Here is a 24,963-nt window from a genome sequence, read left to right as displayed (position 1 = left end):
TAAAAACAACCTAAAAGATTTATTATTTCTTAAAAAAAATGAAAAGGTCTTAAAAAAGAGGGAAAAGCCTTGAAATCAGCGGCTTATAGGACTATAGTTTTAGTGCAAAGTGAGGGTGGTACTGATTTTTGAGGAGATTATTATGAGTAAATACAAGCCGGGTGATAAGATCATCATTTTAGATTATAATGGAAAGCCGCTGGTACCACAGGTTGTGGCAAAAATTGAAGAAGTTTACGGAGACGGAAGAGTAAGACTTGATCTTCCTGACGGAGCAGCCTGCTTTGAATATGAAGATCATTTCAAGAAGGTTGATGATGAGACCTATGATAAATATCTGCAGGCAGTCCACGACAGAGAGCAGGAGCTTCCTCTTGACCTTAAGATGGATATCAGGAAATTTGTGGCTAATCGTCCACGTCTTCGCAGAGAGATATTAAGAAATTACGAGCTTGATAAAAAATATGTAAGCATCATTCACGCCTACGCAGGAAGAATCCAGATGTATGGCCGTGAAAACATTCCCCCGCAGTTCATTTGGGAATTTGAGGATGCAAAGATTGGTCTTACTAAGACAAGATCCTTCTTCCACGACATCGATCCTTCCATTAAAGAGGTTGAAATTCCCGATCAGGCAAACGCACCGGTTGAGGTGTGATCCTGTTCGAGAATCGTAAGTATTTTGTAATAGAAACAGGATTAACCAGTAACAAAAGCTGGTTAATCCTGTTTTTTTTGGCAACATCATTTTTGACATTTACACGCTATTGTGTTATTGTAATTTTTGAAAGGAGTTATTCACCATGTTGAACTATATGACTGTAACTGAATACTCCAGATTGACTGGCAAGGATCCCGGTAATATCCGCAGGATGCTTATCAATGGTAAACTTTCTGGCGAAAAGTTAGGTAATCAGTGGGTTATCCCCAAAGGAACTGAGTACCCTGATGACAGACGCTTAAAGTCAGGCAACTTCAAGAACTGGCGCAAGAAGAACCAAATCTGCCAAACCAATCCTACACTTATGCGGGCACTGACCCGAATGTGCGGGAAGTTACATAAATTATACGGCGATTCATTATATAGAATTGTACTTTATGGCTCTTATGCAAGAGGAGAACAAACTTCCGAATCAGACGTAGACATTGCCCTTATCCTAAAGAATGAAAACCCGGACGACCTACATGACAAAATGGTAGACATTGTTGTTGATTATGAGTTGGATCTTGCAGTAACATTATCGGTGGTTCCCATTGAAATGGAGCAGTATCTTGAATGGAAGACTACTCTTCCTTTTTATAAGAACATCGACAAAGAAGGAATTATATTATGGACAGCAGCGTAAAAGATCTTTCAAAATAAAGATTTGATAGTAGCAAGCACAGTGGAATAACATCGTATTTTAACCAGAATTATGTTAAAAGATTGAGCGAGCTGAATACTTTTCCGGTATTATCAGTAATTATTTATCAGAGAAAGGTATTCTCGAGTCCCCTGAAAAAGGCTAAATACTACAAAAATAGGCAGCGTGCAATTCCTAGCACGCTGCCTTAAATATTTTTATTCGTTTGTAAATTCACCAAAAATCTCGCCCTTAGGTTCTATCGTAAATTCCATCCTCTTACCAGTTGACGGATGGTCAAAGGATAATCTGTATGCGCAAAGGGCTACGTTTTTTTCACGTAATCTTGCGGAGAGCTCGTCGCTGTCTGCTGTGCAGTATCTTCTGTCTCCAAGAAGGGGATGACCTGCATGAGAGAACTGGGCTCTTATCTGATGGAATCTTCCTGTGTGGAGATGGATATCTACAAGGGATATGTTTTCTATTCCACAAATAGCACCATCAGAAGCTTCTTTTGACTTTGCAAAATCCACCACATTATTTACAGATATATCACTGATGTCCTTCTGAGATACTACCCTGTAGGTAAGGGTACTCTTTTTGGCGTCATCAGGGATATTACCCTTATCTGCGTCCGATGAATCCACAATAACAGCGCTCTTACTCGCTGCATCCCTGTACATATAGTCGCAGAGTTCACCCTCTGTTTCATCCTCAGAAAATCCACCGCAGACAACTGCAAGATAACGCTTATCCATAGCTCCGCCGTCCTGAACCTGGGTGCTGAGAGAAGCTGCTGCCTTTTTAGTCCTTCCAAATACAAGGATTCCCTCTACAGGCTGATCCAGTCTGTGAATCACATGAAGGGTAGTGGACTTATTCTTAAACTTACCGCTTCTGATTATCTGTGATCTAATGGCAGTCTCCATGTCCGGAATAGTGACATTTCTGCTCTGAACAGCTACTCCTGCAGGCTTTACGCACACAAGAATATCGTCATCTTCATATAATATTTCTATAGGACTCATACCTTAAATCTATAGCCAACGCCCCAGATAGTCTCTATGTACTGAGGATTGCTGGTATCAAATTCAATTTTCTCTCTGATCTTCTTGATATGCACAGTTACTGTAGCAATATCACCGATGGAATCCATATTCCAGATCTTACGGAAGAGTTCTTCCTTGGTAAATACGTGGTTTGGATTCTCTGCAAGGAATGTGAGAAGATCAAATTCCTTGGTGGTGAAACTCTTCTCAGCTCCGTCCACATAAACTCTTCTTGCAGTCTTGTCGATGCGAAGACCTCTGATCTCCACAACGTCATTGGACTCATGTCCGCTTCCTACAAGTCTTGAATAGCGGGCCATGTGAGCTTTTACTCTTGCAACCAGCTCTGAAGGGCTGAAGGGCTTGGTGATATAATCATCTGCTCCAAGACCAAGTCCCCTGATCTTATCGATATCATCCTTTTTAGCTGATACCATAAGTACAGGAACGTCCTTCTTTTCTCTGATGCGTTTGCACACCTCGAATCCATCCATGCCGGGAAGCATGAGATCAAGGATTACAAGATCAAACTCCTCACTAAGTGCTGTCTGCAGACCCACATCACCTGAATTCTCGATCTTTACTTCAAAATCAGATAACTCCAAATAATCCTTTTCAAGATCAGCAATGGCTTCTTCGTCTTCGACAATCAAAATTCTGCTCATACCGCGTCCTCCTGGTTAGTATTTTTTTTGATGCAGTTTACATAGTTTCAAATCCATCGTGCTCAACGACGGTCTCAGTCTCGGCTTTTTCATGATGCTCCTGATACTTTCTAAGTACGAAGTGCATGCAGGTTCCCTCGCCTTCATGACTGGTGGCCCATATATATCCCCCATGGTCCTCTATAATCTTTTTAACAATTGATAGACCTATTCCGCTGCCTCCCTGTTTTGAGTTACGTGAGGCATCTGTTCTGTAGAATCTGTCGAAGATATTCGGTATCTCATCTGCACCTATTCCTTTACCGTTATCCTCTATTTCAACTCTGACAGAGTCTACTTCATCTAGTATTCTGATATCAATGCATCCCGATCCGTCTTCACGGCCAAGATATTTAACACTGTTACTTACGATGTTGTTGACCACTCGTTTTAGCTGCTCAGGATCTGCAACTATCTGTGTATCCGGTGTGGTCAGGTTCGCATAATTGAGCTTTATGTCCTTACTGTCAAGCTCCATTCCTATCTCTTCGATGCAATCTCCGAAATAGTCTCCAACAATAATTCTTGCAAAATTATATGGAATTCTGTTGTTGTCGATACTTGAATAAAGTGTCAGCTCATTGATAAGGTTATTCATGTCATTCGCCTTATTGTATATGGTGCGAATGTACTTCATCTGCCTCTCGGGTGTATCAGCTACACCCTCTAAAAGTCCCTGGGAATAACCCTTGATGGCAGTTATGGGAGTCTTTAGGTCGTGGGATATGTTGCTTATAAGCTCCTTGTTCTGACCTTCTCTTATAACCTTCTCATCGGCGGATTCCTTGAGCCTTAGTCGCATGTCTTCATAGTTCCTGTAAAGCTCACCTATCTCGCCTTTGTCACCAATGTCTGTCGGCAGCATATAATCAAAATTTCCATCTTTAATATGCTGCATGGCTACATTCAGTTCTTTTACCGGTTCGAAAAATCCCTTTTTTAACCAAGTCGTAAGTATCATACTGGTCGCCAATAATATAAGCAGGAATGCAACTATTGTGTAAGTTGCTATTCGCGGCGTACTGACGAAAGTCTTCTGTATGAAAATATACGATGCTACGACCAGGATAAAGGGCAAAATAACGATGGTTGCCGAAGTAATAATCAGCCTGGTTCTAAAACGCATGTATGCTCCTTAAGTATATCATATTTATATAACCGGAATTTCCTCAGCTGCACTGCCCAGGATTTCCTGCATAGCCTTGTAGTAAATATCGTATCTGCCCTGACCTGTTACATTTTCAAGCTCTTCTATCAGTGCAGGTGCTTTTTCTATAACCTTGACGATATCCGGATTATATCTGGTTCCTGCCTCATTCTGAAGCTCTTTTAAGAGTCTCTTAAAATCCTTACCCTGGGTATAACTTCTTGTAAGAGTATCAGTACCGGCTTCCACAGAATCAGCAATAGAAATGATATCTATTATGATCTGTATGGGTGATTCTGTATTATCAAAACCAAGAGGATATCCGTGCAATCCGTCATAATGCTTGTGATGACCTAAAATGACATCTGAATAAGGTCTCAGCGCTGCGTTACCCTGCGCTTCTCTATAGCCCACCTCTGAATGTTTTCTTATGGTGGCATATTCCTTGGTATTAAGGCTTCTGTTCTGGCGATTGATGGTATCGGGGATATAGCATTTTCCGATATCATGGACAAGTCCGCTTATGGTAATAAATGATAGGAGATAAGCCTTGTTCTTCTGAACATCCTGCTCAGTTTCAATGCCTCTTACACCCACAAATTTCTCAGGAATCTTTTCAAGCATTTCCTGTCCGATAAGTGTAGCTATCTTAGCCACCATCTTGGAATGGATGTATGTGAAGGGCTGGCGTCTTACTATCATCTGCATAATGAACTGAACCTTGTTAAGCTCACTTGAAATGATAGGCTCTGCCGCATGATACCACTGCTCACATATAGGCTGCATATCGCCCGTAAAGAACCTGTAAGGAATATTTGCAAGTATGGACATTGATTTTGTAAGGAACTTATCTGTCCACTCCTCGAGCTCATCACCTGAAAGATTCATTTTTTCAAGAATCATTATCACTGTGCAGGCATACTTAAAATGTCTGAGAACAAGCTCAAAGTTAATGGGATCATCCTTCTCAAAATCAGGAACGTCAATCAGCTCATTAATACTTTTAATAAGACCGTTTAATGCTTCCTCGGAAGGAATATCTCCGTTTAACCATTTATATGTAAGGCAGGTCCTGTAATCAGGAGACCCTTCGACACTTCCGTTTCTTTCGTCAGCTCTCTTAAAGGTCTGGAACAGGAGCTGCAGATATCTGTCTCTGTCTTCCTCAGATAAAATATCTATGTTTTTGCTCTTTGCCATAAATGCATCATCAACAATAGACAGATAGGACTTTATTGTCTCATTGTCCGCATCCATGCTCTGAACATTTTCATTGTTCCAAAGAGCCCATACCTCATCATAAAGCCTTATACTCTCGGATTTTTCTGTATGAAAACCGGAGAGATAGGTTATAAGCAGCATGTAATCATTAAAAATAAACTCTCTTACTTCCGGAGAAGATATCTGAGAGTAGCGATTTGCCTGAGCTACTGACTTACGGAAATAATCAAGGGATGTCTGCATACCGGTCTTATCACCGACATAGCGATAAAACTTCGCGTATTCACTTCCTAAAACATGATAAATGGCGACAAGAAACTCCGGTTCATCCATATCTATGAATACCGGAAGAATTCGTTCGCAGAATTCTGTTAAGACGACAAAGTCATGATGGCCATCAAGGAACAATCCGATGGCAAGATCATATAAAAGCTCAGCTTCTTCGGGAGTTATCTCTTCAGAGCATTTTTCCCACAGTTCAGCCATCAGCTCCTCGTTCTCTGCATAAACCTCACGCATAACGTAAGACCTCTCAGAGAGAAGCTGAATCCAATCAAAGGGATCCTGAAGCGTAAAAAGCTGATCCTCGTAGTTTTTAAGTTTCAGGGAATTCTCGGTATAGAGCTTCCTGAATTTCTCTGCCAGTTTTCTTTCTATCATTGTGCGCCCCTCATAATTTTAGAAAAATCGGCAAGCATATTTTAATTATTATTATAATTATTATTAATTACAATACCATATTTCGTTAATTTGTGCCACGATAATAAGCCTTTGATTGCATAATTAATTAGTATTTGCTAAAATTTTCTATACATTAAAACAGATAGGAGACAGTCATGAGTAAAAAGCGAAATTTCGTATTATTCGGCCTGGCATCTGCAGTTTTAGGTGGAAGCGTCATAGCTGCATCACGTTTATATGACCTTTCAGTAGTTCCAAGTCAGAAGACTCCTGAAGAAATTGATAAAGATCCCATGGACAGCGTGTCCAGAGAATGGTTTAACAAGATAGAAAATAAAGAAGATGTTTACGCCCGTTCAATCGATGATCTGAATCTTCATGCCACTTATATAAAAGCAGAAGAGGAGTCTCATAAATATGCCATCTGCATACATGGTGTAAGAAGTAGTGGCGAGTTTATGAGCTTTTTTGGTAAGCACTATCATGATATGGGTATTAATGTTCTTTTACCTGATCTTAGAGGCTTTGGCAAAAGTGATGGTAATTACATTGGATATGGCTATTTTGACCGTCTTGATATAATCGAATGGATTTACTGGATCATCAAAAAGGATCCCGATGCTCATATACTTCTTCATGGATCAAGCATGGGCGCAGCCACAACTCTTATGACCACAGGAGAGCATCTGCCAAGTCAGGTTATAATGGCAGTTTCTGACAGCAGCTACACAACTCTTCCCAAGGAGTTTGCAGATGTTTATAAGAAAAATATCGGCGGCTGGATGCCTACAGGCCTTGCGCTTTTCATTATTAAGATCCTTGTTAAGCTGCGCTGCGGTTATGATATCGACAAAGTAAACGTGCTTGATGCAGTAGCACGTTCCAAGACACCTACTCTTTTCATACACGGCGATGAGGATACAGTGATCGATCCTCAGATGTGCGCTCATCTGTATGAAAAATGTGCTGCTCCCAAGCAGTACTGCCTGATACTTGGCTCAGACCATGTACAGGGTGCCAGAATAGATCCTGATAAATACTGGAAAAAAGTAGAAAGCTTAATGGAAAAAACATCATTTTAACAGAGGTAACACACAATGACTTACAAAACACATGGCACTTGTGCCACAGCTATAAATGTGGAGCTTGATGGCTCTATTATAAAATCCGTTTCTTTCGTAAACGGATGCAGCGGCAATACCCAGGGCGTTGCAAGACTTGTAGAGGGTATGGATGCTCACGATGCCATCGCCAAGCTTCGCGGTATCAAATGCGGATTTAAGAGCACATCTTGTCCTGATCAGCTCTCTTATGCATTAGAAGAAGCACTTGCAGCTATCGGAGGTTGATGATTTGTCCAAAAAAATTGTTTTAACAGGCGGCGGAACTGCCGGTCATGTTACTCCTAATATGGCTCTAATTCCGGAGCTTAAGGAGCTGGGTTATGAGATCTGCTATATCGGATCCCATACAGGAATTGAGAAAAAGCTTATAGAGGATTTTGGAATTCCTTATTACTCCATATCTACAGGTAAGCTCAGAAGATATTTTGATCCCAAGAACTTCTCAGATCCTTTCCGTGTAATGAAGGGCTTTGTAGAAGCAAGAACTCTTCTTAAGAGACTGCAGCCAGATGTAGTTTTCTCAAAGGGCGGCTTTGTTTCCGTTCCTGTTATCAGAGCAGCTGCTTCCCTTAAGATTCCCTGCATACTTCACGAATCTGATATGACACCGGGACTTGCCAACAGGCTCAGCTTCTCATCAGCGAAAACCATTTGCTGCAATTTCCCTGAGACATTAGAACTCCTTCCTGCGGATAAAGCGGTACTTACAGGCACTCCTATAAGGAAAGAGCTTCTTACAGGATCAAAAGAAGCAGGCAAGAAGTTTTGCGGATTTACGGATGACAAGCCTGTCATCATGGTCACAGGCGGAAGCCTTGGTGCACAGAGCATCAATGAAACCATCAGATTTGCACTTCCAAGACTCCTTCCTCATTTCAATGTGGTACACCTTTGCGGCAAGGATAAGATGGATAATCTTAAGCTCAACGTAGAGGGCTACAAGCAGTTTGAATATGTGAAAAATGAGATGAAGGATATCTTCGCAATGGCTGACGTTGTGGTATCAAGAGCAGGTGCCAATGCAATCTGCGAGCTGGCAGCTCTTAGAAAACCCAATGTCCTCATTCCTCTTTCTGCAAAGAGCAGCAGAGGAGACCAGATCATAAATGCTAAATCCTTTGAACAGCAGGGCTTTTCTCTTGTGATTGATAACGAGGAGCTTGATGAGGATATACTTGTTGAGAGCATCTTTGATGTCTATGTAAACAGAGAAAAATATATTCAGAACATGAGCGCATCCAATCAGCAGGGTGCCACCAAAACTATTCTTAATATAATTGAGAAAGCAGTTAATAACGAGTAAAAAAATGCACATCCCGCGGGATGTGCATTTTCATTTAAATAGTTCTTCTTAATAATCGTGAACCTTTTCAAAGAACTCTGTAAGGTTCTCAATAGGTATGGGCTTTGAATACTTATAGCCCTGAAGATACCTTGCGAACATCTGGGTGCATCGATTCTCGTCCTCTTCATTCTCGATACCTTCATAAAGAACCGCATAGTTCATATCTGTAAACATATGAGCAAGATAAGAGACCATTGTCTCTGCTTTTACATCGGATCCGCTGGCAATAACCAGTGACCTGTCGAATTTTACTATGTCGAAGGGCAGCTCCATAATTCTCTCAAAGTTGGAGTAGCCGGTACCGAAATCGTCCAGATAGAAGATGATTCCATTTTTTCGCATCTCAAAGATTCTGTCACGAACCATCATAAAATCGCTTTCATTCTGGCTCTCGGTTATCTCTATGGCAATCTTGTCATATTCGATCCCTGCATCTTCAATGATCTGCTTAACATTAAAAGCAAAGTGCTCTTCTCTTATATCGATCATGGAGAAGTTTACTGAGATACGCTTTACATAGTATCCATCCTCCATAAGCTTTCTTATCTGCTCACAGGTTTTAGCGAGGATTATCATACTCAGCATATGAATATAATTGTGAGCCTCTGCTATAGGAATGAATTTGTCAGGAAATACCATGCCTGTTTTTTCAAGCTTAAGTCGCATAAGAGCTTCTGCGGTATCAAATTTACCTGTGGTAACATTGTAAACAGGCTGGCAGAAAACTATGACTCTGCTGTCATGGATATCCTTTTTCTCATTAATATCTGCAAGCTCATCTACTATATATCTGTGATCATAATATGCCAAAATATCCTTTTCAGTAACCAGCTTTGCGCTATTTTCCGGCATCCTGCGCTCAAGATACTGAATAAAACTTATATAGTCATTTCTCTCACTAAGACTCTTATCAGATTTTGTTATTACTGTCTTATAGTCCTGTTTGTAGATTGTGTGCTGTTCTTCGAGATGTTTGATGATCCATTTTCCAACCTCATTATAATCGCTAATTTCCTTATAATCACAGACAAAGATCAGTCTTCCTCCGGAGATCTGGAAAATCTTCCCACTCTTAAAATATTTGGTGTTGTAGTCTCTTACCTTATCCCTTAATTCCTTAGGCAGTTTATTACCGGGAAAGTCATATTCTCTCATATACAGACTGACTAAAAGTATCTCTTTTTTACGGGCAAATATTTCTGCAATATGATTTTCAAATTCAACTTCATGCGCTGAACCCATCTCTATATCAAGTGGATTTGCATGTAGGTAATAGAGTACCGCGTATGTGGGAAACAAAAATGTTGCAATAGTAAAAGAGCTCTGATTATGCATTCCCTGAATGAACATCACCAGAAATGACACAAAGCATGATGATACAATTCCACATAGTACAGGCTTGTAAATCTTGTCCCTGAATCGAAACAGCATCCATAGAAGCAAAGACACAAAGAAGATATATACATATGGAAAAATATTTACTCCATCATGAATAATATTGTCATCTTCTATATAAAACCCAAACTTCAGGACACTTCCTAAAATGTCATAAACTGCCATAAATATAAGGACACAGACGGACAGAACAATATATCTGATATCCAGACTTTCGTTTATATGAAGAGGGTCTTTCATATACAGCACATATACAAACAAACTGGAAAAGAGCAGAAGATGCTTAAGTGCTCTTAGAATATATATAAGGATATGCGGATAAACCGCAGGATTAGAAACAACGATATAAAAGAAAATGTCAGTTGCTGCCGCAGCAAACAGAAGCACCAGGACTCCTTTAAAAAGACGGATCTCCCTGCCTCTGTTCACATAGGCTGATTTCAGTAATATAACGAATACTATAACTGTGGCCATAACCAGAATATCGCCTACTGCTGTATAGTTTTCGTAAATAGTTGTTACCTCATTCATAAGCTCTCCTTCCCATATAGGGGATGAGCTGCTTTAAATTAGATGTTTAAAAGTTCGCTATATGCTGTAAGCGCACCTTCTGTATCGTGAGCAAGAACTCTCTTTGCAAGAACCTTACCAAGCTGAACGCCTTCCTGATCGAAGCTGTTAACATTCCATACAAAGCCCTGGAACATAACCTTGTTCTCAAAGTGTGCAAGGAGAGCACCAAGTGTTACAGGATTAAGCTCCTCACCGACGATGATACTTGAAGGACGTCCGCCCTTGAAGTTCTTGTTGAGATTCTCATCCTTTTTACCGCAGGCAAAAGCTACAATCTGAGCTGCTACATTTGCACAGAGCTTCTGCTGGCTGGTACTGTTCTCGATATCTACATCATTCTTCAGCTGGCTGTTCTTAAATCCGATGAACTGCATGGGAATGATATCTGTTCCCTGGTGCAGAAGCTGATAGAATGAATGCTGTCCGTTTGTACCGGGTTCACCGAAGATTATGGGACCTGTTACATAATCGATGGGCTCGCCGAAGCGGTTTACGCTCTTACCGTTTGACTCCATATCAAGCTGCTGGAGATGAGCAGGGAAGCGGCTAAGGCCCTGAGAGTAAGGAAGTACTGCTGTTGCAGGATATCCAAGTACGTTTCTCTCATAGAATCCGATCATAGCATCAAGCATTGCGGGATTCTTCATCATGTCTTTTTCTGCAGAAAGCTTGTCTTCCTCTGCAGCACCCTGAAGGAACTGTGCGAATACGGAAGGACCAAATGCAAGAGAAAGAACTGCGCCGCCAACACCTGAAGTAGAAGAGTAGCGTCCACCGATGAAATCATCCATGTAGAATGCTTCGATAAAATCATCACTCTTTGCAAGAGGAGATGTCTCTGAAGTAACAGCGATCATGTGCTTTGATGCATCAAGACCAGCCTTTTTAAGAGCATCCATTACAAATGACTGGTTTGTAAGTGTCTCAAGAGTTGTTCCTGATTTTGAAACCAGGATAAATATAGAATGAGCAACATCGATAGAATTAAGTACAGCTGAAGCATCGTCAGGATCTACGTTACTGATGAACTTAGCTTCCATCTTGAAGTTGCCTGTCTTGTGTGCCCAGTTCTCAAGAGCAAGGTACATAGCTCTGGGGCCAAGGTCTGATCCGCCGATACCGATCTGTACAACAGTAGTAAACTTCTCGCCCTTCTCGTTTGCGATTTCTCCTGAATGAACCTTATCAGCAAAATCTGCAATTCTTTTCTGTTCCTTTTCATAGAACTCGCGCTTATTTACGCCGTCAGCCATAACGTTCTCGCCAAGCTGACCTCTTGTTAAGTGATGAAGAACCATTCTCTTCTCACCGGTATTTATAACTTCGCCGTTGTAGAGAGCTTCGAACTTCTCTGCAAGCTGAGCTTCCTTTGCAAGCTTATCAAGAGCTGCGAGGATATCATCATCAACCTCTTTAGCAGCGAAATTGTATGAAAGAGAATCAGCCATCTTTACAGAGTACTTTTTAACTCTCTCTGCTCCATTCTCTCCTGACATTGCTGCCACAAGGTCTATCTTCTTAACGTCCTTAAGCTCTTTATATGACCCAAGTGTATCAAGATTACTCCAATTGATCATTGTTACATAATCCTCCTATTATTTGCCTATTGTAAGAAAATTTTATCATTCATTCTTTTTCGTATCAATGTTTTATGAAAAATTGAATCACTTAAGCCCCTCAATAAAGCACTTTGTAAGTGCTGCGCAGTCAGCTGCTGCCTTCTTTTCAAATTCGGGATAGTCCATGATATCGCTGCCATCTGCTTTATCAGATATTGCGCGAAGGATAACAAAAGGAACCTTGTTAAGGAAGCATGCATGAGCAATACCTGCACCCTCCATCTCTGTGCAAAGTCCGCCGAACTCCTTTTTTATCTCATCCTTTACAGCGCTGTCGGAAATGAACTGATCTCCGGAGCAGACTCTGCCTTCCCAGAGCTTGCCATCGATACCTGCTCTTGCAGCAGCGATCTTGATCTCATCGATCATCCACTTATCTGCAGGGAATTCCAGCCTTCCGGTCTGAGGAATCTCACCCTTTTTATATCCAAATACTGTGGCATTAACGTCATGATAAACAGCATCAGTTGATACCACAAAATCGCCTATATCAATTCTGGCATCAAGAGATCCGGCAGCGCCTGTATTTATCACATGTGTTACATGGAACTCATCAACCAGAATCTGAACACAAAGAGCAGCATTTACTTTGCAGATTCCGCTTTTTACTACAACGACTTCCGTATCTCCTATAGTGCCTTCAAAAAAGCTCATTGAAGCCTTTTCAAGTTTATAGGTAACATTCATCTGGCTCTTTAAGCTCTCAACCTCAATCTCCATAGCCCCGATGATTCCAATTTTGTAACTCATTTTTATCCCTCACTTTTCAGATTTATTCTGTACCTGTCAGCTCATAATAAGCACAATTTACTTTTATATTATGAATCAAAGAACTGTCTTCCGTCGTCAGTAACGAGTCTCTCTGTCTTAGGATATACGTAGATTTTCTCGTTATCTGCATTGGCTTCAAGATAGTCTGCAAACTTAGCTGCATACCATTTTGCCATGGGAAGATTGTGCATAAGGCAGTTGCCGCAGTTCTCGGGATTTGATCCGGGAACAGTCTCAGAATCCTTAACAGATCTGAAAGCATTCAGAAGAAGACCGTGAATATCCTTAGTTGCACGGTTTCCCTTAAGAATGAGATAGAAGCCTGTAAGGCAGCCCATGGGACCCCAGTAGATGACTTCATCCTTCCAGTCAGGATCATTTCTAAGATATGTAGCAATAATATGCTCAAGTGTATGCATGGCAGCTACGTCAACAGCAGGCTCCTTGTTGGGTGTTGTAACTCTGATATCGTAGGTAGTTACCTTTTCTCCGCCTACTTCATCAACTCTGCTTTCATATATTCCGGGTACGATCAGATTGTGATCTACAGAAAAACTGGGTATTAAATCCATATTTGTCTCCTTTTGCCTTAAAATTATTAATAAGTTTATCTAATGCATGGATATGCACTATTTTCATTCTAACACCTATAAGATAACTATAGAATATTGAATTTGTGAGGAAAATAAAAAACTATGCATTATTTCTTCCTGAAAAGATAATACTTAAAGTCACTGCCGCTAAAGCTGTAATCCTCACTGTCTATCAGTTCATATTTATCATAGATGCACTCCGGATATGAATCCCTTGCTATAACAAAATCAACAAGGCCTTCCCTTACATATCTGTCCTGCTCAAGGTATGGGTTATTTTGAGGCTCCGGTACATCCAGGGTCTGTGTCTGAAACCACCTGCAGCTGGGAACTATGTCTGTAAGTGTGTAAAGTCCCGCATCAAGACAGCCCACATTCAGAAGGGTAGGGTCTTCTTTTTCAAGAACTTCATCTCTGAATCTAAAGAGGAAAAAGCTCTCATCTGTGTCCTTCATATAGGATATGTTCATGGATGTATTGTAGATAAAAAGCATTGATAAAAGTACTGCTGCGCCGCATCCAAGGAACATCAGGATTCCGTATTCCTTTTTTCCTATGTCAGAGTCTGTCTCTTTGGTAAAGAGCATCTCCAGGGCAGAGCCCAAAAGTGCAAAGCCAAATACCGCAAAAACAGACAGTGGAAGAGAGTAGTAGGGAAGGGTTCTTCCGCCTATGAATATTCCAAGGAATAAAAAGGCAAAAAGCACCGGCACCACAAGCCTTCCAAGGAACTTTTCTGTCTTTGAAAATACAGCATAGATCAATCCGACTATTACAAAAGCAAAGTACTGATAATTATCACGAATGAGAAAATACAGTATCTTGGCCAGTGAGTAAATAAGGCTTCCAAGACCTGCGCCTTCTGTCTTGGGATAGAGGAATACATTGATATAAACATATCCCCAGTACCACTCATAAAGGCCGCCCTGAATACCAAAGTAGATTATCCAGGGAATAAATGTAACAAACATTCCAAAGAGAAATACCAAGCAGGCCTTGATACTAGCTGCAAATTCTTTTCTAAATATAAAGGAAAACCACACCATCATCATCCATGCAAAGAAAAAGCCAAGGCCCGTGAACTTGATATTTGCAATTATTCCTGCAAGGATTCCTCCAAAGAAGACCTGCTTCATGGGCATGGTCTTTTCATGATAATCTTCCCTGAAATATCTGACGATAAGGTACAGTCCCCACACATAGAAGGGAAGGCATATCTCCTCGGCAGCGCCGCCCCACCAAAAGCTCTTTGAAACAACGGCTACCACAAAGGTCAAAGGAGCAAATATAAGTGATGTCTTTTCTCCTGTGTAGAGCCTTAATATCTTATAGAATCCAAGGATATTGAAAAATGCCAGGATCACTTCAAGGATATAAACTCCTGCAAAGGTGGTATGGGAAACAAGATAGGCAAGACCATAGAAAAAATACAGGTACATTCCCTTTTGATCAAAGACATCCCTGTATGGCATTTTGCCGTTAAAGAGCGCTTTTCCTACAGACAGATAGCTGTTGGCGTCATCCCAGTTGTTGAACACATACAAAAATGATGACCTTGAAGCCAGCATCAGAAAGGCCATTGCCGATATCAGAAAAAATATGTATTTCGATTTTTTAATAAAAAAATTCCTCATAGGGTACATTTTACCATACGAGGAATTTTAAAAAAGAGAGTTATTTAGAGATTTTTATTTTGCAAGTCTTATTACATTCCAGCTCTTTGCAGGAAGGACTGTTGAAAGTACGCCCTTCTCAACCTTGCTGGCATTTGAGTTTACAGGAGCAACAGTGTTAGGCTTCTTCTCTGTGTTAACAGCCTTAAGGTCATCATTTGTAAGAACGATGTGCTCAACAACCTTATAGCCTGCATACTGTCTAAGGTCACAGGTAAGCTCGTAGTCTTCCTTGAGGTTCTTGTTAACAGCAAAGATAGTAACTGTCTCGTTCTCATCATCTGCTGTAACAACGCTGTCGATGTAGGGAGCATCGCCATGCTTACTCTCGTAGGAAGGAGATTTAACAACTGTGTTGAGAACAGTGCCTCTTCCGTATACACTTGCGTGCATGTAAGGATAGAAGATGGTCTGTCTCCATGCGCCTGTGTCGCTTGTCATGATAGGAGCAATAACATTTACAAGCTGTGCAAGACATGCAATCTTAACTCTGTCTGCGTGACGAAGAAGTGTGATGAGCATTGAACCAACAAGGAGTGCATCCTCAAAGTTGTAGATATCCTCAAGCTGATGAGGGTGCTCAACCCATTTTTCAAGCTTCTTATCCTGCTCGTTGGAATGATACCATACGTTCCACTCGTCGAAGGAAAGGTTGATTGTCTTGTTTGAACGCTTAACTGCCTTAACGTAATCGCAGATTGAAATAACCTGTGAAATGAACTTATCCATAGCTACGCTGCTTGCAAGGAAGTTAGGTGTATCATCCTCAGCGTTGCCGTAGTAGCTGTGAAGTGAAAGGTAATCAGCTGAATCATAGCTGCACTCAAGTACCTGTCTCTCCCACTCACCAAATGTATCCATGTAAAGTGAAGATGATCCGCAAACAACTGTCTCGATAGAAGGATCAACGAGCTTCATGATGTGACCTGCTCTTCCTGCCTTCATACCATACTCAGCAGCCGTCATGTGACCGATCTGCCAAGGACCATCCATCTCGTTACCAAGGCACCAGAGCTTGATGTCATGAGGATTCTTTACACCGTGCTTGATACGAAGATCACTGTAGTATGTGCCGCTCTTAATGTTGCAGTACTCTACGATGTTCTTAGCTGCGTCGATATCTCTTGTTCCAAGGTTAACTGCCATCATGGGCTTTGTGTTTGCCTTGTTACACCAATCCATGAACTCGTTAAGACCAAACTGGTTAGTCTCGATAACGTTCCATGCAAGCTCGATTCTGCGGGGACGATCCTTCTTGGGACCTACGCTGTCCTCCCAGTTAAAGCCTGATACGAAATTTCCGCCGGGATATCTTACGATGGGAACCTGAATCTCCTTTATAAGCTCAAGAACATCCTTACGATATCCGTTCTTATCTGCATTCTTGTTGCCGGGCTGATAGATGCCTTCATATACAGCTCTGCCAAGGTGCTCAAGGAAAGAGCCATAGATTCTGTTGTCGATCTGGCTGATTTCAAAATCTCTGTCGATGCAGATCTGTGCTTTCTGTAATTTCTTTGCCATTTTGTAACCTCCAAAATAAAACCAAATATTGATGTTTTGTTTTAAGATAGTGTTATTATCACAGATGATATCTGTCATTTAAATAGCTTTTATTCCGAAAATATTGACTTTTTGTCCGGTATATTTCATATTGATTATTATGAGATGATTCTATATAAGGGGATTTGTCATGTTTAGAACAGACTACTGCGGCTACAATTTCCACAATCCTGACAGGGATACAATATACAGACCTGAGGGGAGAGATGATTATCTTTTTCTTCATCTTGCTTCAAAAATGGATTTCTATTTTCCCTATGATAATGTGGATATATCTGCCTATGAGCAGGAAAGTGACAGAGAAGTGGACAATAAGCCTGTGTACAGAGATGGCAATAAGCTACTTAGAGTTACGGCCAGGCCCGGTGACTGCATTTTGTATTCCCCCGGGAGCCTTCAGTATTACCAGGCACAAAAGAGATTCATCAACTCCTTTGCACATTTTACCTGCGAGCCCTCAGAGATTCAGGGCGTACAGATTCCTCTAAATACTATTTTCAGACCGGCGGATGATGAGCCCATAATCGAGATTCTAAGAAAACTCCAATTTGAGTATCTCTCAAAGCAGATAAGGCGAGAGAGGATGATCGATCTTTTAATTAGGGAGCTTATTATCACTGCTGAGCGAAGTCTTTCACTTCCAACAAGTGTACCTGAGCAGGCAGTTAACTATTCCATGCTCACTGCGTTTAGAGTAGAGATGCTAAATAACTGCAGCGATGAGTGGACTATTGATAAGATGTGTTCTCTGACAAATCTCGGGCGAAGTCAGTTCTATCATTACTACAAGACCTTTTTCTATACTTCTCCCAAGGATGATCTTCTTGCAGCAAGGATAGACAAAGCAAAACACCTTCTGACAAACCAGGAGCTTCACATTGCAGAAGTTGCGGAGCAAAGCGGCTTTACAAATATTTATCATTTTAACAGGTATTTTAAAAGAGAATGTGGCATGACCCCCGGTGATTACAGACGGATAACAAAAAGATAAGATAGCATGCAGCTTACATGCTATCTTATGTGAATTTTTATCTTAGAATAATTTCTCTGTATGCTCTGTAGTATACTTCAAATCTTCCCTCTGCTGTCAGGTACAAAAGGTCCTGATAGAGAGCTTTATCTGTGCTAAGAAGCTTAACAATATCCGGGTTGTATATTGTTCCACTTCCTGCTACCAGTTCATTGTAGACCGTGTTAAAGTCCTTACTTTTTGTATAATTTCTGCCAAGAATATCCGTTGCGGCATCAATACAGTCAGCTATGGTGATAAGGTCTATCATGGGTTTATATCTTGAATGGACATTATCAAAATTCTGAGGATAACCGCTCTTTCCATCATAGCTCTTGTGATGACCTCTGATGATATCAAAATACTTATCAAATTCAGGATCGTGCTTTAGCATCTCAAAGCCTTTGTCCGGATGCATTTTTATAACATTATATTCTTCATTGTAGAGGTGTCTGTGCTGTCTGTTTACAACCTCTACGATTTCACATTTTCCGCAATCATGAAGTAGAGCTGCCTTTGTTGCATAATCACAAAGGTCATCCTGTCTGTTTCTTACTTCATCTTTACTCTTTATTCCAAGAAGTCCTACGAAAAATGACGGATTATCTTTTACTATGGAGATGGCGATTCTTGCTGCAATTTCGCCTACCATAAGAGAGTGAATGTAGGTTATGGGCTGCCTGCTAATAACAAGCTTAAGCAGCATATCTGCCTTGCGGGCAGGATTTTTATCATAAGGCGCAGCATTACTAAACCACTCGGCGCAGGCATCATCCACAACTCCGGTCCAGAATCCAAAGGGGATATGGGCATGGATATCAGTTATTTTGCTGACAAATCTTGGTATGAATTTCTCCTCAAGCTCGTGCCTGTTCTCTGACATTTCAAAGATGTCAAAAATCTCGCAGCCACTGTTGTGGTAATCAAGGAGCTTTTCTATTGCATTATCATCCTTATAATCAAGCTCTCCAAGGTTATCTATATGAGAAATAATCTCATTTATCAGATTCTCAGGGGTCTCCCCTTCAAGGAGTCTGCACTTTATCTCAGCTCTAAAGAGGCCTCCGTCGGTGTCTTCAAGACCGTCCGCTGTAATTTTCTTTTTAAGCCTGCGAACGAGATCCTTATATTCTTCTCTAAGTTCCTCATCCTTTATCTTAGAGGTGTCAATGCCGTAGAGTATCTCAGTTTCAAGCTTATCCATGCGCTCTCTAAACTCTGTATCGTCCCCGTCTATTTTCTGAACCACGTCAGATTGCCAGAAGCTGAGAGCTTCATCAATATATTTAAAAATCTTCGCAGATGTATCTTCTTTTTCATTAGCTAAAATAGCCACGAGATTACTGTAGCAGACAAAAATGGCTCTTCTGTCAGCTCTGTCGGTAAGTTCTTCGTAGTGTTCTTTCAGCTCTATGGTCTTTTCATAGAGTTCTATAGCCTTATCCATTCCCTCTTCATGGGAAAGTCTTCCGTAGAATTCATAGTGTTCATAGGCTATGACTTTCCTTAGAAAAAGAATCTTTGGATAATCGTTGTTCTTTTCATAATAAGGCAGTAGCCTGTTAACTATTGTGCGCATTATGAAAAGATCATCAAAACCGCCGTCATAAAGAAGCTTTAATGTATTAAAAAGTTGTTCGTAAAATTCGGGAGATATTTCGGATTCAAGTTCCTTCTTTAGATCAGAGAGGAACTTTTCGTTTTCAAGATAGATTTTTCGCATTATCTCAGAGCGCGCAACAAGAGCATCCTTCCATTTTGAAAATGAAAGGTCACTCATCACCTGCTGGTCCATTTCCCAGCACATCTGGCGATCGGATATGTATTTTTCAGTAAATTCTTTTAATGTTTTACTTTCCATAACAGTCTGAAATTCTGCGCACGTGAGATTTTTTATTGAAAGAGAACCAACAGATTGCTCCATTGGTTCTCTGCTTTCTTAGTCTGTGATATTCGCTTTAGCTAAAGTATCTGTCAAGGAGTCCCTTGAAAGCTTTACCGTGTCTTGCTTCGTCTCTTGCCATCTCATGAACTGTATCATGGATTGCATCAAGATCAAGTGCCTTAGCACGTTTAGCAAGGTCGGTCTTTCCGGCTGTTGCGCCATTTTCTGCATCAACTCTCATCTGAAGATTTTTCTTTGTGGAGTCAGTCAAAACTTCACCTAAAAGCTCAGCAAACTTTGCAGCATGCTCTGCCTCTTCCCATGCAGCCTTTGCATAGTAATCACCTACTTCCGGATATCCCTCTCTGTAAGCCTGACGACTCATAGCAAGGTACATACCAACCTCTGAGCATTCACCGGTAAAATTACTTCTAAGATCCTCGAGAATATCATCCGGTGCACCTTTTGCTACTCCAACAACATGTTCTGCAGCCCATACCATATCGCCTTCCTGCTTTGTGAACTTCTCTGCAGGTGCATGACATACAGGGCATTCTGCGGGCGGAGTATCTCCCTCATGAACGTAACCACATACTGAGCAAACCCATTTCATAGCTAAATCTCCTTTCTGATGCGGACAATTAATCCGAAAAGTTAAAAGTTACAAGTAAAAGTTAATAATTGCCTAGTAATTAGTATATCAAATAATTCATATACATAATATCGTTTATAGAATTTTAATAAATATTCATTGTTTGTTATTGTAATTTAATAATATTCTTAGTGGTTTTGCGATATACTGTAACCATAGGGGATTAAGGAGATAAATATGAGTATCCTTGAAGAGAGAATTAAAAGCGTTTATACAAATCTTACAAGAGAAGAGAGAAAGGCAGCTGACTACTGTTTAAAAAATGATGCCAGCATCTTTAATAAGACAGTGGCAGAGCTTGCTGAGGACTCAGGAACCACTCAGGCTACCTGGAGCCGTTTTTCCAAATCTCTTGGATATACCGGACTTAAGGGTTTAAAGCATGAGCTTTTCACCAATGCAAATAATGCCGAGAAGGAAGGTCCAAAGATCGAGTTTAAGGACATCGATCAGTATACTTCCATGCAGGCAATTGCTGATAACATCTGCGCCACAAGCACTCAGGCGATTCAGACCACCTACAGACTTTTTGATGCAAAGTCCTTTGAAGGTGCTGTTGATTCCATAGTTTCTGCAGATATAATCAGGATCTTCGGTGTTGGTAGCAGCGGACTTGCGGCCTATGACCTATATACCAAATTCCAGAGATTGTCCTATCATGTGACCTACAATGAGGATTTTCACAACAGTCTCATGAATGCAGCACAGCTTAAACCCGGCGATGTTGCAATATTTATCTGTGATTCAGGAAAAACTGAAGAGATAATGCAGATTCTTAAGATTGCAAAGACAAGAGGCGCTGCAACGGTTGCCATAACAAAGCTTGGTAACAGTCCTCTTGCACAGGGCTGCGATCATGTAATGTTTACCACATCTCCTGAAATAGATAAAAAGAGTGGTGTTACAAGCTCAAGATTTGCACAGCTTTTCCTTGTGGATACTCTTTATACGGCAGTTGCCAATAAAGACTTTAAGAATATCCGCCAGCACCTGCAGGATTCCTATGACCTGTTCCATGACATGGTTAATTACTGATTCTGCAAACCTTATATAGATATTAAGCCCCTTTGAATACAGGATTCAAAGGGGCATTTTTATGTTCAAAGGTTGCTTTGTTTATTGCTCGTAGTTGAACTTTTCCTGTTCTTCATAAGGAATAACCAGTTCATTTACTATTTTATCAGAGAATTCCTTCATCTCATCAAGCTTATCTTCATAGTTATCTATTGTTAGTCTGTCTTCATCAGCTGCCATCTTATCCAGCATTCTCTTATTTATCTCAGGAGAAAAATGGATGGTATCGAGGTAGTTCTCCAAATTTGTTATGACTTCACTGTCATTTTGGAAAAAGTAAACTTTGGCATTTTCATATTTTAAAAGCTCTTTTATCATCTCTTTTTCCGCATATATGAAGGCATCTCTTTCGCCCGATCTGTATACGCCATCCCACCAAAGCATGGAGTAGGAGGGGAAGTAGAGATAGAAGTCCGTATCAGGATGATTTTTAAGTTCACTTGTAAGAAGCTCGATATTTCCCCTTAGCTGTTCTTCATAAACCTTTTCATCCAGCATGGGCTTTACTTCTTTTTGTCTGAAATACAGGCCAAGGATACTTCCGGAATCAAAGCTTTTCCATTTTGCCCAGTTATAGGACAGGTTCTCGTCATAATCCGCAATGTATGAGTTGACTATCATATAAGGGATTTTCTCCAGGATTACTCCTTTATTGAACAGATACTGAATGTCATTAAAAGGGTTGTTATCATACAGATACATGGGGCAGCCCGTTGATTCATAGGTGGGCTCTGTATCTGCGATAAGCGAAGATGGATCGATGTTGTAGAAAATCTTTGTTATATCGTTCCCTGACTTATACGCCTCATCTATAAGATAGCAAAGGTCCGCTGTAGCGCCGTAGGATCGAACCGCCTTTATGGATTTGCAGTTATAAGCCTGGTCGAACCAGCTGTTGTCATTGTTTTCCACAACGGATGAACCGACTATAAGTGCATCGTAATCAAAGTGTCGAAGCGTGCCAATGCACTGATATTCCTTATCGTTAAGCACAGCTTTTAGTCCAAGCCAGGGCTTATGATAGTGAAAAAATGGATCAAACACTATAACTACAAGAGCGATAAGAACAAGTACCGATACTACTCCTATGGCAAATCGCTTTATGAAGTTTGAACTGTCTTTTTTTTCTTTCAAAAGTATTCTCCAAACTTATTCTTCACACAGGCATTTTTCATCATTTGAGATTCATGTCTGCATTCTTTTCTTAAGTCTAAAACTGAAAATAAATAAATGTACTCACCTGTGAAAGTGATATAAATGACCATGCAAAAAAGATTATCAAAAGTGCGGTAAAGCCTTTTCCCGGAACTTCGCCATAGGCAATCTCTCTTGAGTTTTTCCTTGAATTAACGAAAAATGATATGGCTACAAGGATAATCCAGCTTGCAAGATAAATGTTGTTTTTTAACTCTTTTGCATATAGTCCTGCCGCCGTAAGAAGCAGGTAATTTTCCGATAGATCAAGCATTGCCGATGTTTTGTACATAAAGCCAGGCCATGTAAAGATAAAGAACTGCTTAAACATCTGCAAAGCATAGGTCATATCCTGGGATCTGAAAAATACCAGGGATATGAGGAATGCGCAAAATGTCAGAACCTGTCCAAGTTTTTCGGGAATTACAAGAAGTGGTTCTTTCATCAAAAGATAATGCTTCTTTAAATCTCCCTTAGTTGCAATGATTCCAAGGTCGTCCCATACAACAACAATTCCCATAACAAGGCCCCAGCAGATGTAGGTCCAGCCTGCACCGTGCCAAAGTCCGCTAAGTAAAAAGATTATAAGTACATTAAGTGCAGTACGTCTTTTTCCTTTTCTTGAACCTCCAAGAGGAATATATACGTATCTTACAAAGAATCTTGTAAGAGTCATGTGCCATCTCTGCCAGAGGTTTCGCACGCTCTTTGCTTTGTAGGGTGAATTAAAGTTCTGGGGAAGCTCAAAACCTATCATAAGGCTTATGCCTTCTGCCATATCGCTGTAACCTGAAAAATCGAAGTAAAGCTGGAAAGCATAGGAGATAAGCACAAGAATTCCTGTTAAGGTATCCATGTAATAGGTGTACTTAAATCCATAATCCGCTATTTTTGCAAGATTATCTCCAAGGAGCATTTTCTTTGAAAGACCAATTACAAAAAGAATAAGGCCTTTTCTGAATTTCTCAGAATCGAGCTTTCTGTTTTTCTCATCCCTGAACTGGCTTATCATTTCATAGGGAAGAGCAATAGGACCCTGAATTATCTTGGGAAAATATGTAATGTACTGAAGGTACTCAGTAATGGATACTTTTCCAAGGCTTTCTTTTTCATTAAAGGCAGGGTGTCCAGGAGTATTCTCTCGATAAATATCTACTATGTATGCTATCTGGGAAAAGGTGTAAAAGCTTATTCCTATGGGAAGAACCAGAGACAGGGCTCTGAACTCTTTTCCAATAATCGCATATACATTTTCAAGGAAAAAGTTGGTGTACTTAAAATATGCAAGGGGCAGCAAGTTCAGAATCACTGCCGCTATGGTTATTCCTTTTTTTAGTTTTTCATCTGACTTTATTATGAGATTTCCGAAAAAGTAAGTGACAAAGGCGCTAAGCAGCAGAATAAATACAAATTCTACTGAAAAAAGCCCATACAAAATTAAGGAAGCTGCAACAAGTGAAAGGTCTGCAAGCTTCCATATTTTTAATTTGTTTAATCCGTGCCATACGATCAGTACTAAGGGCAGGAAAATTAAGATAAATGAAAATGAATTAAATGACATGGTCTAAATCTCAATGCCTTTATTTTAAAATAAGTCCAACAGGGCAATGGTCTGATCCCATCTGATCTTTGTAGATCACTGCATCTTCAAGTCTGTCTGTAAGTGATTTTGAAGTTACGAAATAGTCTATACGCCAGCCCGCATTCTTGGCTCTTGCCTGGAAACGATAGCTCCACCAGGAATAAGCACCTTCAAGCTCAGGATAAAAATGTCTGAAGGTATCAACAAGTTCTGAATTAACTACGTTGTCGAATTTTTCTCTTTCTTCATCTGTAAATCCCGCATGGCCTCTGTTGGTTTTGGGATTTTTAAGATCTATTTCCTTGTGGGCAACGTTAAGGTCACCGCAGAAAATTACAGGCTTAGTCTCCTCAAGCTTTTTAACATAGGAGAGGAAATCGTCCTCCCATCTGCATCTGTACTCAAGTCTTGAAAGGTCTTCCTTTGCATTTGGAACATAGACTGTGATGAGATAGTAGTCAGGGTATTCTGCTGTTATAACTCTTCCTTCATGGTCATGCTCATCTATTCCAAGTCCGTAGGTTACATTAATAGGCTCTTCTTTAGTGAAAAGTGCAGTGCCAGAATAGCCCTTTTTATCTGCATAGTTCCAATACTGATGATAGCCGGGGAGTTCTACTTCTATCTGTCCCTCCTGGAGTTTTGTCTCCTGAAGACCTATTACATCAGGCTGCTCCTTATCCATGAATTTCTGAAATTCTCCCTTAGAGACGCAGGCTCTAAGTCCGTTTACGTTCCATGATACAAGCTTTTTAGACATACATTT

22 protein-coding genes are annotated in these 24,963 nt (G+C 40.5%); 7 read left to right on the top strand and 15 right to left on the bottom strand.

What is annotated here, in order from left to right; translation table 11 throughout:
* The first annotated feature begins 142 nt into the window (after positions 1–142).
* Entirely contained in the window at positions 143–658 is a 516-nt protein-coding gene (locus G610_RS0109110) for a hypothetical protein (RefSeq protein WP_026524533.1), read from the top strand.
* Positions 659–803: 145 nt separating this feature from the next.
* Entirely contained in the window at positions 804–1,346 is a 543-nt protein-coding gene (locus tag G610_RS0109105) for a nucleotidyltransferase domain-containing protein (protein ID WP_242829631.1), read from the top strand.
* A gap of 215 nt (positions 1,347–1,561) precedes the next feature.
* Here G610_RS0109105 and G610_RS0109100 read toward each other — a convergent pair whose 3' ends face one another.
* Genes G610_RS0109100 through G610_RS0109085 form a run of 4 tightly spaced genes read right to left on the bottom strand, consistent with a single transcriptional unit; the run spans position 1,562 to position 6,124 of the window.
* Entirely contained in the window at positions 1,562–2,371 is an 810-nt protein-coding gene (locus tag G610_RS0109100; RefSeq protein ID WP_026524531.1) for an RluA family pseudouridine synthase, read from the bottom strand.
* Positions 2,368–3,057 carry a response regulator transcription factor gene (locus G610_RS0109095; protein WP_026495471.1) on the bottom strand — a complete coding sequence of 230 codons (690 nt, stop codon included), beginning with the start codon at positions 3,055–3,057 and terminating at the stop codon, positions 2,368–2,370. The genes G610_RS0109100 and G610_RS0109095 overlap by 4 nt, the downstream gene beginning before the upstream one ends.
* Positions 3,058–3,094: 37 nt before the next feature.
* On the bottom strand, positions 3,095–4,222 hold the full coding sequence (locus G610_RS20335; protein ID WP_051197891.1) for a sensor histidine kinase: 1,128 nt from the start codon (positions 4,220–4,222) through the stop codon (positions 3,095–3,097).
* Between the two features lie 24 nt (positions 4,223–4,246).
* Positions 4,247–6,124, bottom strand: a complete 1,878-nt coding sequence (locus tag G610_RS0109085) for an HD-GYP domain-containing protein (RefSeq protein ID WP_026524530.1) — start codon at positions 6,122–6,124, stop codon at positions 4,247–4,249.
* Between the two features lie 176 nt (positions 6,125–6,300).
* On the opposite strand from G610_RS0109085, the gene G610_RS20330 reads away from it, so the two are divergent.
* From G610_RS20330 to G610_RS0109070, 3 genes are read left to right on the top strand one after another with little or no spacing between them, the layout of a single operon-like run.
* A complete protein-coding gene (locus G610_RS20330) occupies positions 6,301–7,227 on the top strand; it encodes an alpha/beta hydrolase (RefSeq protein WP_051197890.1) in 927 nt (308 codons plus the stop codon).
* A 15-nt stretch (positions 7,228–7,242) separates the two neighbouring features.
* Positions 7,243–7,494 (top strand): TIGR03905 family TSCPD domain-containing protein, encoded by a 252-nt coding sequence (locus tag G610_RS0109075; RefSeq protein WP_026524529.1) that lies wholly within the window; start codon positions 7,243–7,245, stop codon positions 7,492–7,494.
* A 4-nt stretch (positions 7,495–7,498) separates the two neighbouring features.
* Positions 7,499–8,572, top strand: a complete 1,074-nt coding sequence (locus G610_RS0109070) for an undecaprenyldiphospho-muramoylpentapeptide beta-N-acetylglucosaminyltransferase (RefSeq protein WP_026524528.1) — start codon at positions 7,499–7,501, stop codon at positions 8,570–8,572.
* 48 nt (positions 8,573–8,620) lie between these two features.
* Here G610_RS0109070 and G610_RS0109065 read toward each other — a convergent pair whose 3' ends face one another.
* The 6 genes from G610_RS0109065 to arfA form a co-directional block, all read right to left on the bottom strand.
* Positions 8,621–10,540 carry an EAL domain-containing protein gene (locus G610_RS0109065; protein WP_026524527.1) on the bottom strand — a complete coding sequence of 640 codons (1,920 nt, stop codon included), beginning with the start codon at positions 10,538–10,540 and terminating at the stop codon, positions 8,621–8,623.
* A gap of 38 nt (positions 10,541–10,578) precedes the next feature.
* The gene (locus G610_RS0109060) at positions 10,579–12,159 is read right to left on the bottom strand and encodes a glucose-6-phosphate isomerase (RefSeq protein ID WP_026524526.1); all 1,581 of its coding nucleotides are present in this window, start codon (positions 12,157–12,159) and stop codon (positions 10,579–10,581) included.
* A gap of 87 nt (positions 12,160–12,246) precedes the next feature.
* Complete coding sequence (locus G610_RS0109055; protein ID WP_035793018.1) at positions 12,247–12,951, bottom strand: 5'-methylthioadenosine/adenosylhomocysteine nucleosidase; 705 nt, start codon at positions 12,949–12,951, stop codon at positions 12,247–12,249.
* 68 nt (positions 12,952–13,019) lie between these two features.
* On the bottom strand, positions 13,020–13,544 hold the full coding sequence (locus tag G610_RS0109050; protein ID WP_026524524.1) for an S-ribosylhomocysteine lyase: 525 nt from the start codon (positions 13,542–13,544) through the stop codon (positions 13,020–13,022).
* Positions 13,545–13,672: 128 nt separating this feature from the next.
* Positions 13,673–15,145, bottom strand: coding sequence for a hypothetical protein (locus tag G610_RS0109045; RefSeq protein ID WP_196809829.1), 1,473 nt, complete (start codon positions 15,143–15,145; stop codon positions 13,673–13,675).
* A 108-nt stretch (positions 15,146–15,253) separates the two neighbouring features.
* Positions 15,254–16,762, bottom strand: a complete 1,509-nt coding sequence (arfA, locus tag G610_RS0109040; RefSeq protein WP_026524522.1) for an arabinosylfuranosidase ArfA — start codon at positions 16,760–16,762, stop codon at positions 15,254–15,256.
* A 169-nt stretch (positions 16,763–16,931) separates the two neighbouring features.
* Between arfA and G610_RS0109035 the strand changes: the two genes are divergently transcribed.
* Positions 16,932–17,792, top strand: coding sequence for a helix-turn-helix domain-containing protein (locus tag G610_RS0109035; protein WP_026524521.1), 861 nt, complete (start codon positions 16,932–16,934; stop codon positions 17,790–17,792).
* Between the two features lie 37 nt (positions 17,793–17,829).
* Here the strand turns inward: G610_RS0109035 and G610_RS0109030 are convergent, their stop codons facing one another.
* Together G610_RS0109030 and G610_RS0109025 are read right to left on the bottom strand one after the other, a co-directional pair.
* Positions 17,830–19,671, bottom strand: a complete 1,842-nt coding sequence (locus G610_RS0109030; RefSeq protein ID WP_196809828.1) for an HD-GYP domain-containing protein — start codon at positions 19,669–19,671, stop codon at positions 17,830–17,832.
* Between the two features lie 97 nt (positions 19,672–19,768).
* Complete coding sequence (locus G610_RS0109025; RefSeq protein WP_026524519.1) at positions 19,769–20,308, bottom strand: NADH peroxidase; 540 nt, start codon at positions 20,306–20,308, stop codon at positions 19,769–19,771.
* 216 nt (positions 20,309–20,524) lie between these two features.
* Here G610_RS0109025 and G610_RS0109020 point away from each other — a divergent pair, with 216 nt between their 5' ends.
* Entirely contained in the window at positions 20,525–21,382 is an 858-nt protein-coding gene (locus G610_RS0109020) for a MurR/RpiR family transcriptional regulator (protein ID WP_026524518.1), read from the top strand.
* A gap of 81 nt (positions 21,383–21,463) precedes the next feature.
* Here the strand turns inward: G610_RS0109020 and G610_RS0109015 are convergent, their stop codons facing one another.
* From G610_RS0109015 to G610_RS0109005, 3 genes are all read right to left on the bottom strand, one after another.
* Positions 21,464–22,555, bottom strand: a complete 1,092-nt coding sequence (locus G610_RS0109015) for a hypothetical protein (protein ID WP_026524517.1) — start codon at positions 22,553–22,555, stop codon at positions 21,464–21,466.
* Between the two features lie 76 nt (positions 22,556–22,631).
* Positions 22,632–24,176: an MBOAT family O-acyltransferase gene (locus tag G610_RS0109010; RefSeq protein WP_026524516.1), complete on the bottom strand. Its 1,545-nt coding sequence runs from the start codon at positions 24,174–24,176 to the stop codon at positions 22,632–22,634.
* Positions 24,177–24,195: 19 nt separating this feature from the next.
* On the bottom strand, positions 24,196–24,957 hold the full coding sequence (locus G610_RS0109005) for an exodeoxyribonuclease III (protein WP_035793014.1): 762 nt from the start codon (positions 24,955–24,957) through the stop codon (positions 24,196–24,198).
* Positions 24,958–24,963: the final 6 nt, after the last annotated feature.

The organism is Butyrivibrio sp. MB2005, from assembly GCF_000424285.1.
GTDB lineage: Bacteria > Bacillota > Clostridia > Lachnospirales > Lachnospiraceae > Butyrivibrio.
This window is presented reverse-complemented; position numbering and strand designations above follow the sequence as displayed.

What these genes read in the sequence shown, in the direction of transcription:
- G610_RS0109110 (WP_026524533.1), top strand. Translation starts at nt 143, where the DNA reads ATGAGTAAATACAAGCCGGGTGATAAGATCATCATTTTAGATTATAAT.
- G610_RS0109105 (WP_242829631.1), top strand. Translation starts at nt 804, where the DNA reads ATGTTGAACTATATGACTGTAACTGAATACTCCAGATTGACTGGCAAG.
- G610_RS0109100 (WP_026524531.1), bottom strand. Translation starts at nt 2,371, where the DNA reads ATGAGTCCTATAGAAATATTATATGAAGATGACGATATTCTTGTGTGC.
- G610_RS0109095 (WP_026495471.1), bottom strand. Translation starts at nt 3,057, where the DNA reads ATGAGCAGAATTTTGATTGTCGAAGACGAAGAAGCCATTGCTGATCTT.
- G610_RS20335 (WP_051197891.1), bottom strand. Translation starts at nt 4,222, where the DNA reads ATGCGTTTTAGAACCAGGCTGATTATTACTTCGGCAACCATCGTTATT.
- G610_RS0109085 (WP_026524530.1), bottom strand. Translation starts at nt 6,124, where the DNA reads ATGATAGAAAGAAAACTGGCAGAGAAATTCAGGAAGCTCTATACCGAG.
- G610_RS20330 (WP_051197890.1), top strand. Translation starts at nt 6,301, where the DNA reads ATGAGTAAAAAGCGAAATTTCGTATTATTCGGCCTGGCATCTGCAGTT.
- G610_RS0109075 (WP_026524529.1), top strand. Translation starts at nt 7,243, where the DNA reads ATGACTTACAAAACACATGGCACTTGTGCCACAGCTATAAATGTGGAG.
- G610_RS0109065 (WP_026524527.1), bottom strand. Translation starts at nt 10,540, where the DNA reads ATGAATGAGGTAACAACTATTTACGAAAACTATACAGCAGTAGGCGAT.
- G610_RS0109060 (WP_026524526.1), bottom strand. Translation starts at nt 12,159, where the DNA reads ATGATCAATTGGAGTAATCTTGATACACTTGGGTCATATAAAGAGCTT.
- G610_RS0109055 (WP_035793018.1), bottom strand. Translation starts at nt 12,951, where the DNA reads ATGAGTTACAAAATTGGAATCATCGGGGCTATGGAGATTGAGGTTGAG.
- G610_RS0109050 (WP_026524524.1), bottom strand. Translation starts at nt 13,544, where the DNA reads ATGGATTTAATACCCAGTTTTTCTGTAGATCACAATCTGATCGTACCC.
- G610_RS0109045 (WP_196809829.1), bottom strand. Translation starts at nt 15,145, where the DNA reads ATGGCCTTTCTGATGCTGGCTTCAAGGTCATCATTTTTGTATGTGTTC.
- arfA (WP_026524522.1), bottom strand. Translation starts at nt 16,762, where the DNA reads ATGGCAAAGAAATTACAGAAAGCACAGATCTGCATCGACAGAGATTTT.
- G610_RS0109035 (WP_026524521.1), top strand. Translation starts at nt 16,932, where the DNA reads ATGTTTAGAACAGACTACTGCGGCTACAATTTCCACAATCCTGACAGG.
- G610_RS0109030 (WP_196809828.1), bottom strand. Translation starts at nt 19,671, where the DNA reads ATGGAAAGTAAAACATTAAAAGAATTTACTGAAAAATACATATCCGAT.
- G610_RS0109025 (WP_026524519.1), bottom strand. Translation starts at nt 20,308, where the DNA reads ATGAAATGGGTTTGCTCAGTATGTGGTTACGTTCATGAGGGAGATACT.
- G610_RS0109020 (WP_026524518.1), top strand. Translation starts at nt 20,525, where the DNA reads ATGAGTATCCTTGAAGAGAGAATTAAAAGCGTTTATACAAATCTTACA.
- G610_RS0109010 (WP_026524516.1), bottom strand. Translation starts at nt 24,176, where the DNA reads ATGTCATTTAATTCATTTTCATTTATCTTAATTTTCCTGCCCTTAGTA.
- G610_RS0109005 (WP_035793014.1), bottom strand. Translation starts at nt 24,957, where the DNA reads ATGTCTAAAAAGCTTGTATCATGGAACGTAAACGGACTTAGAGCCTGC.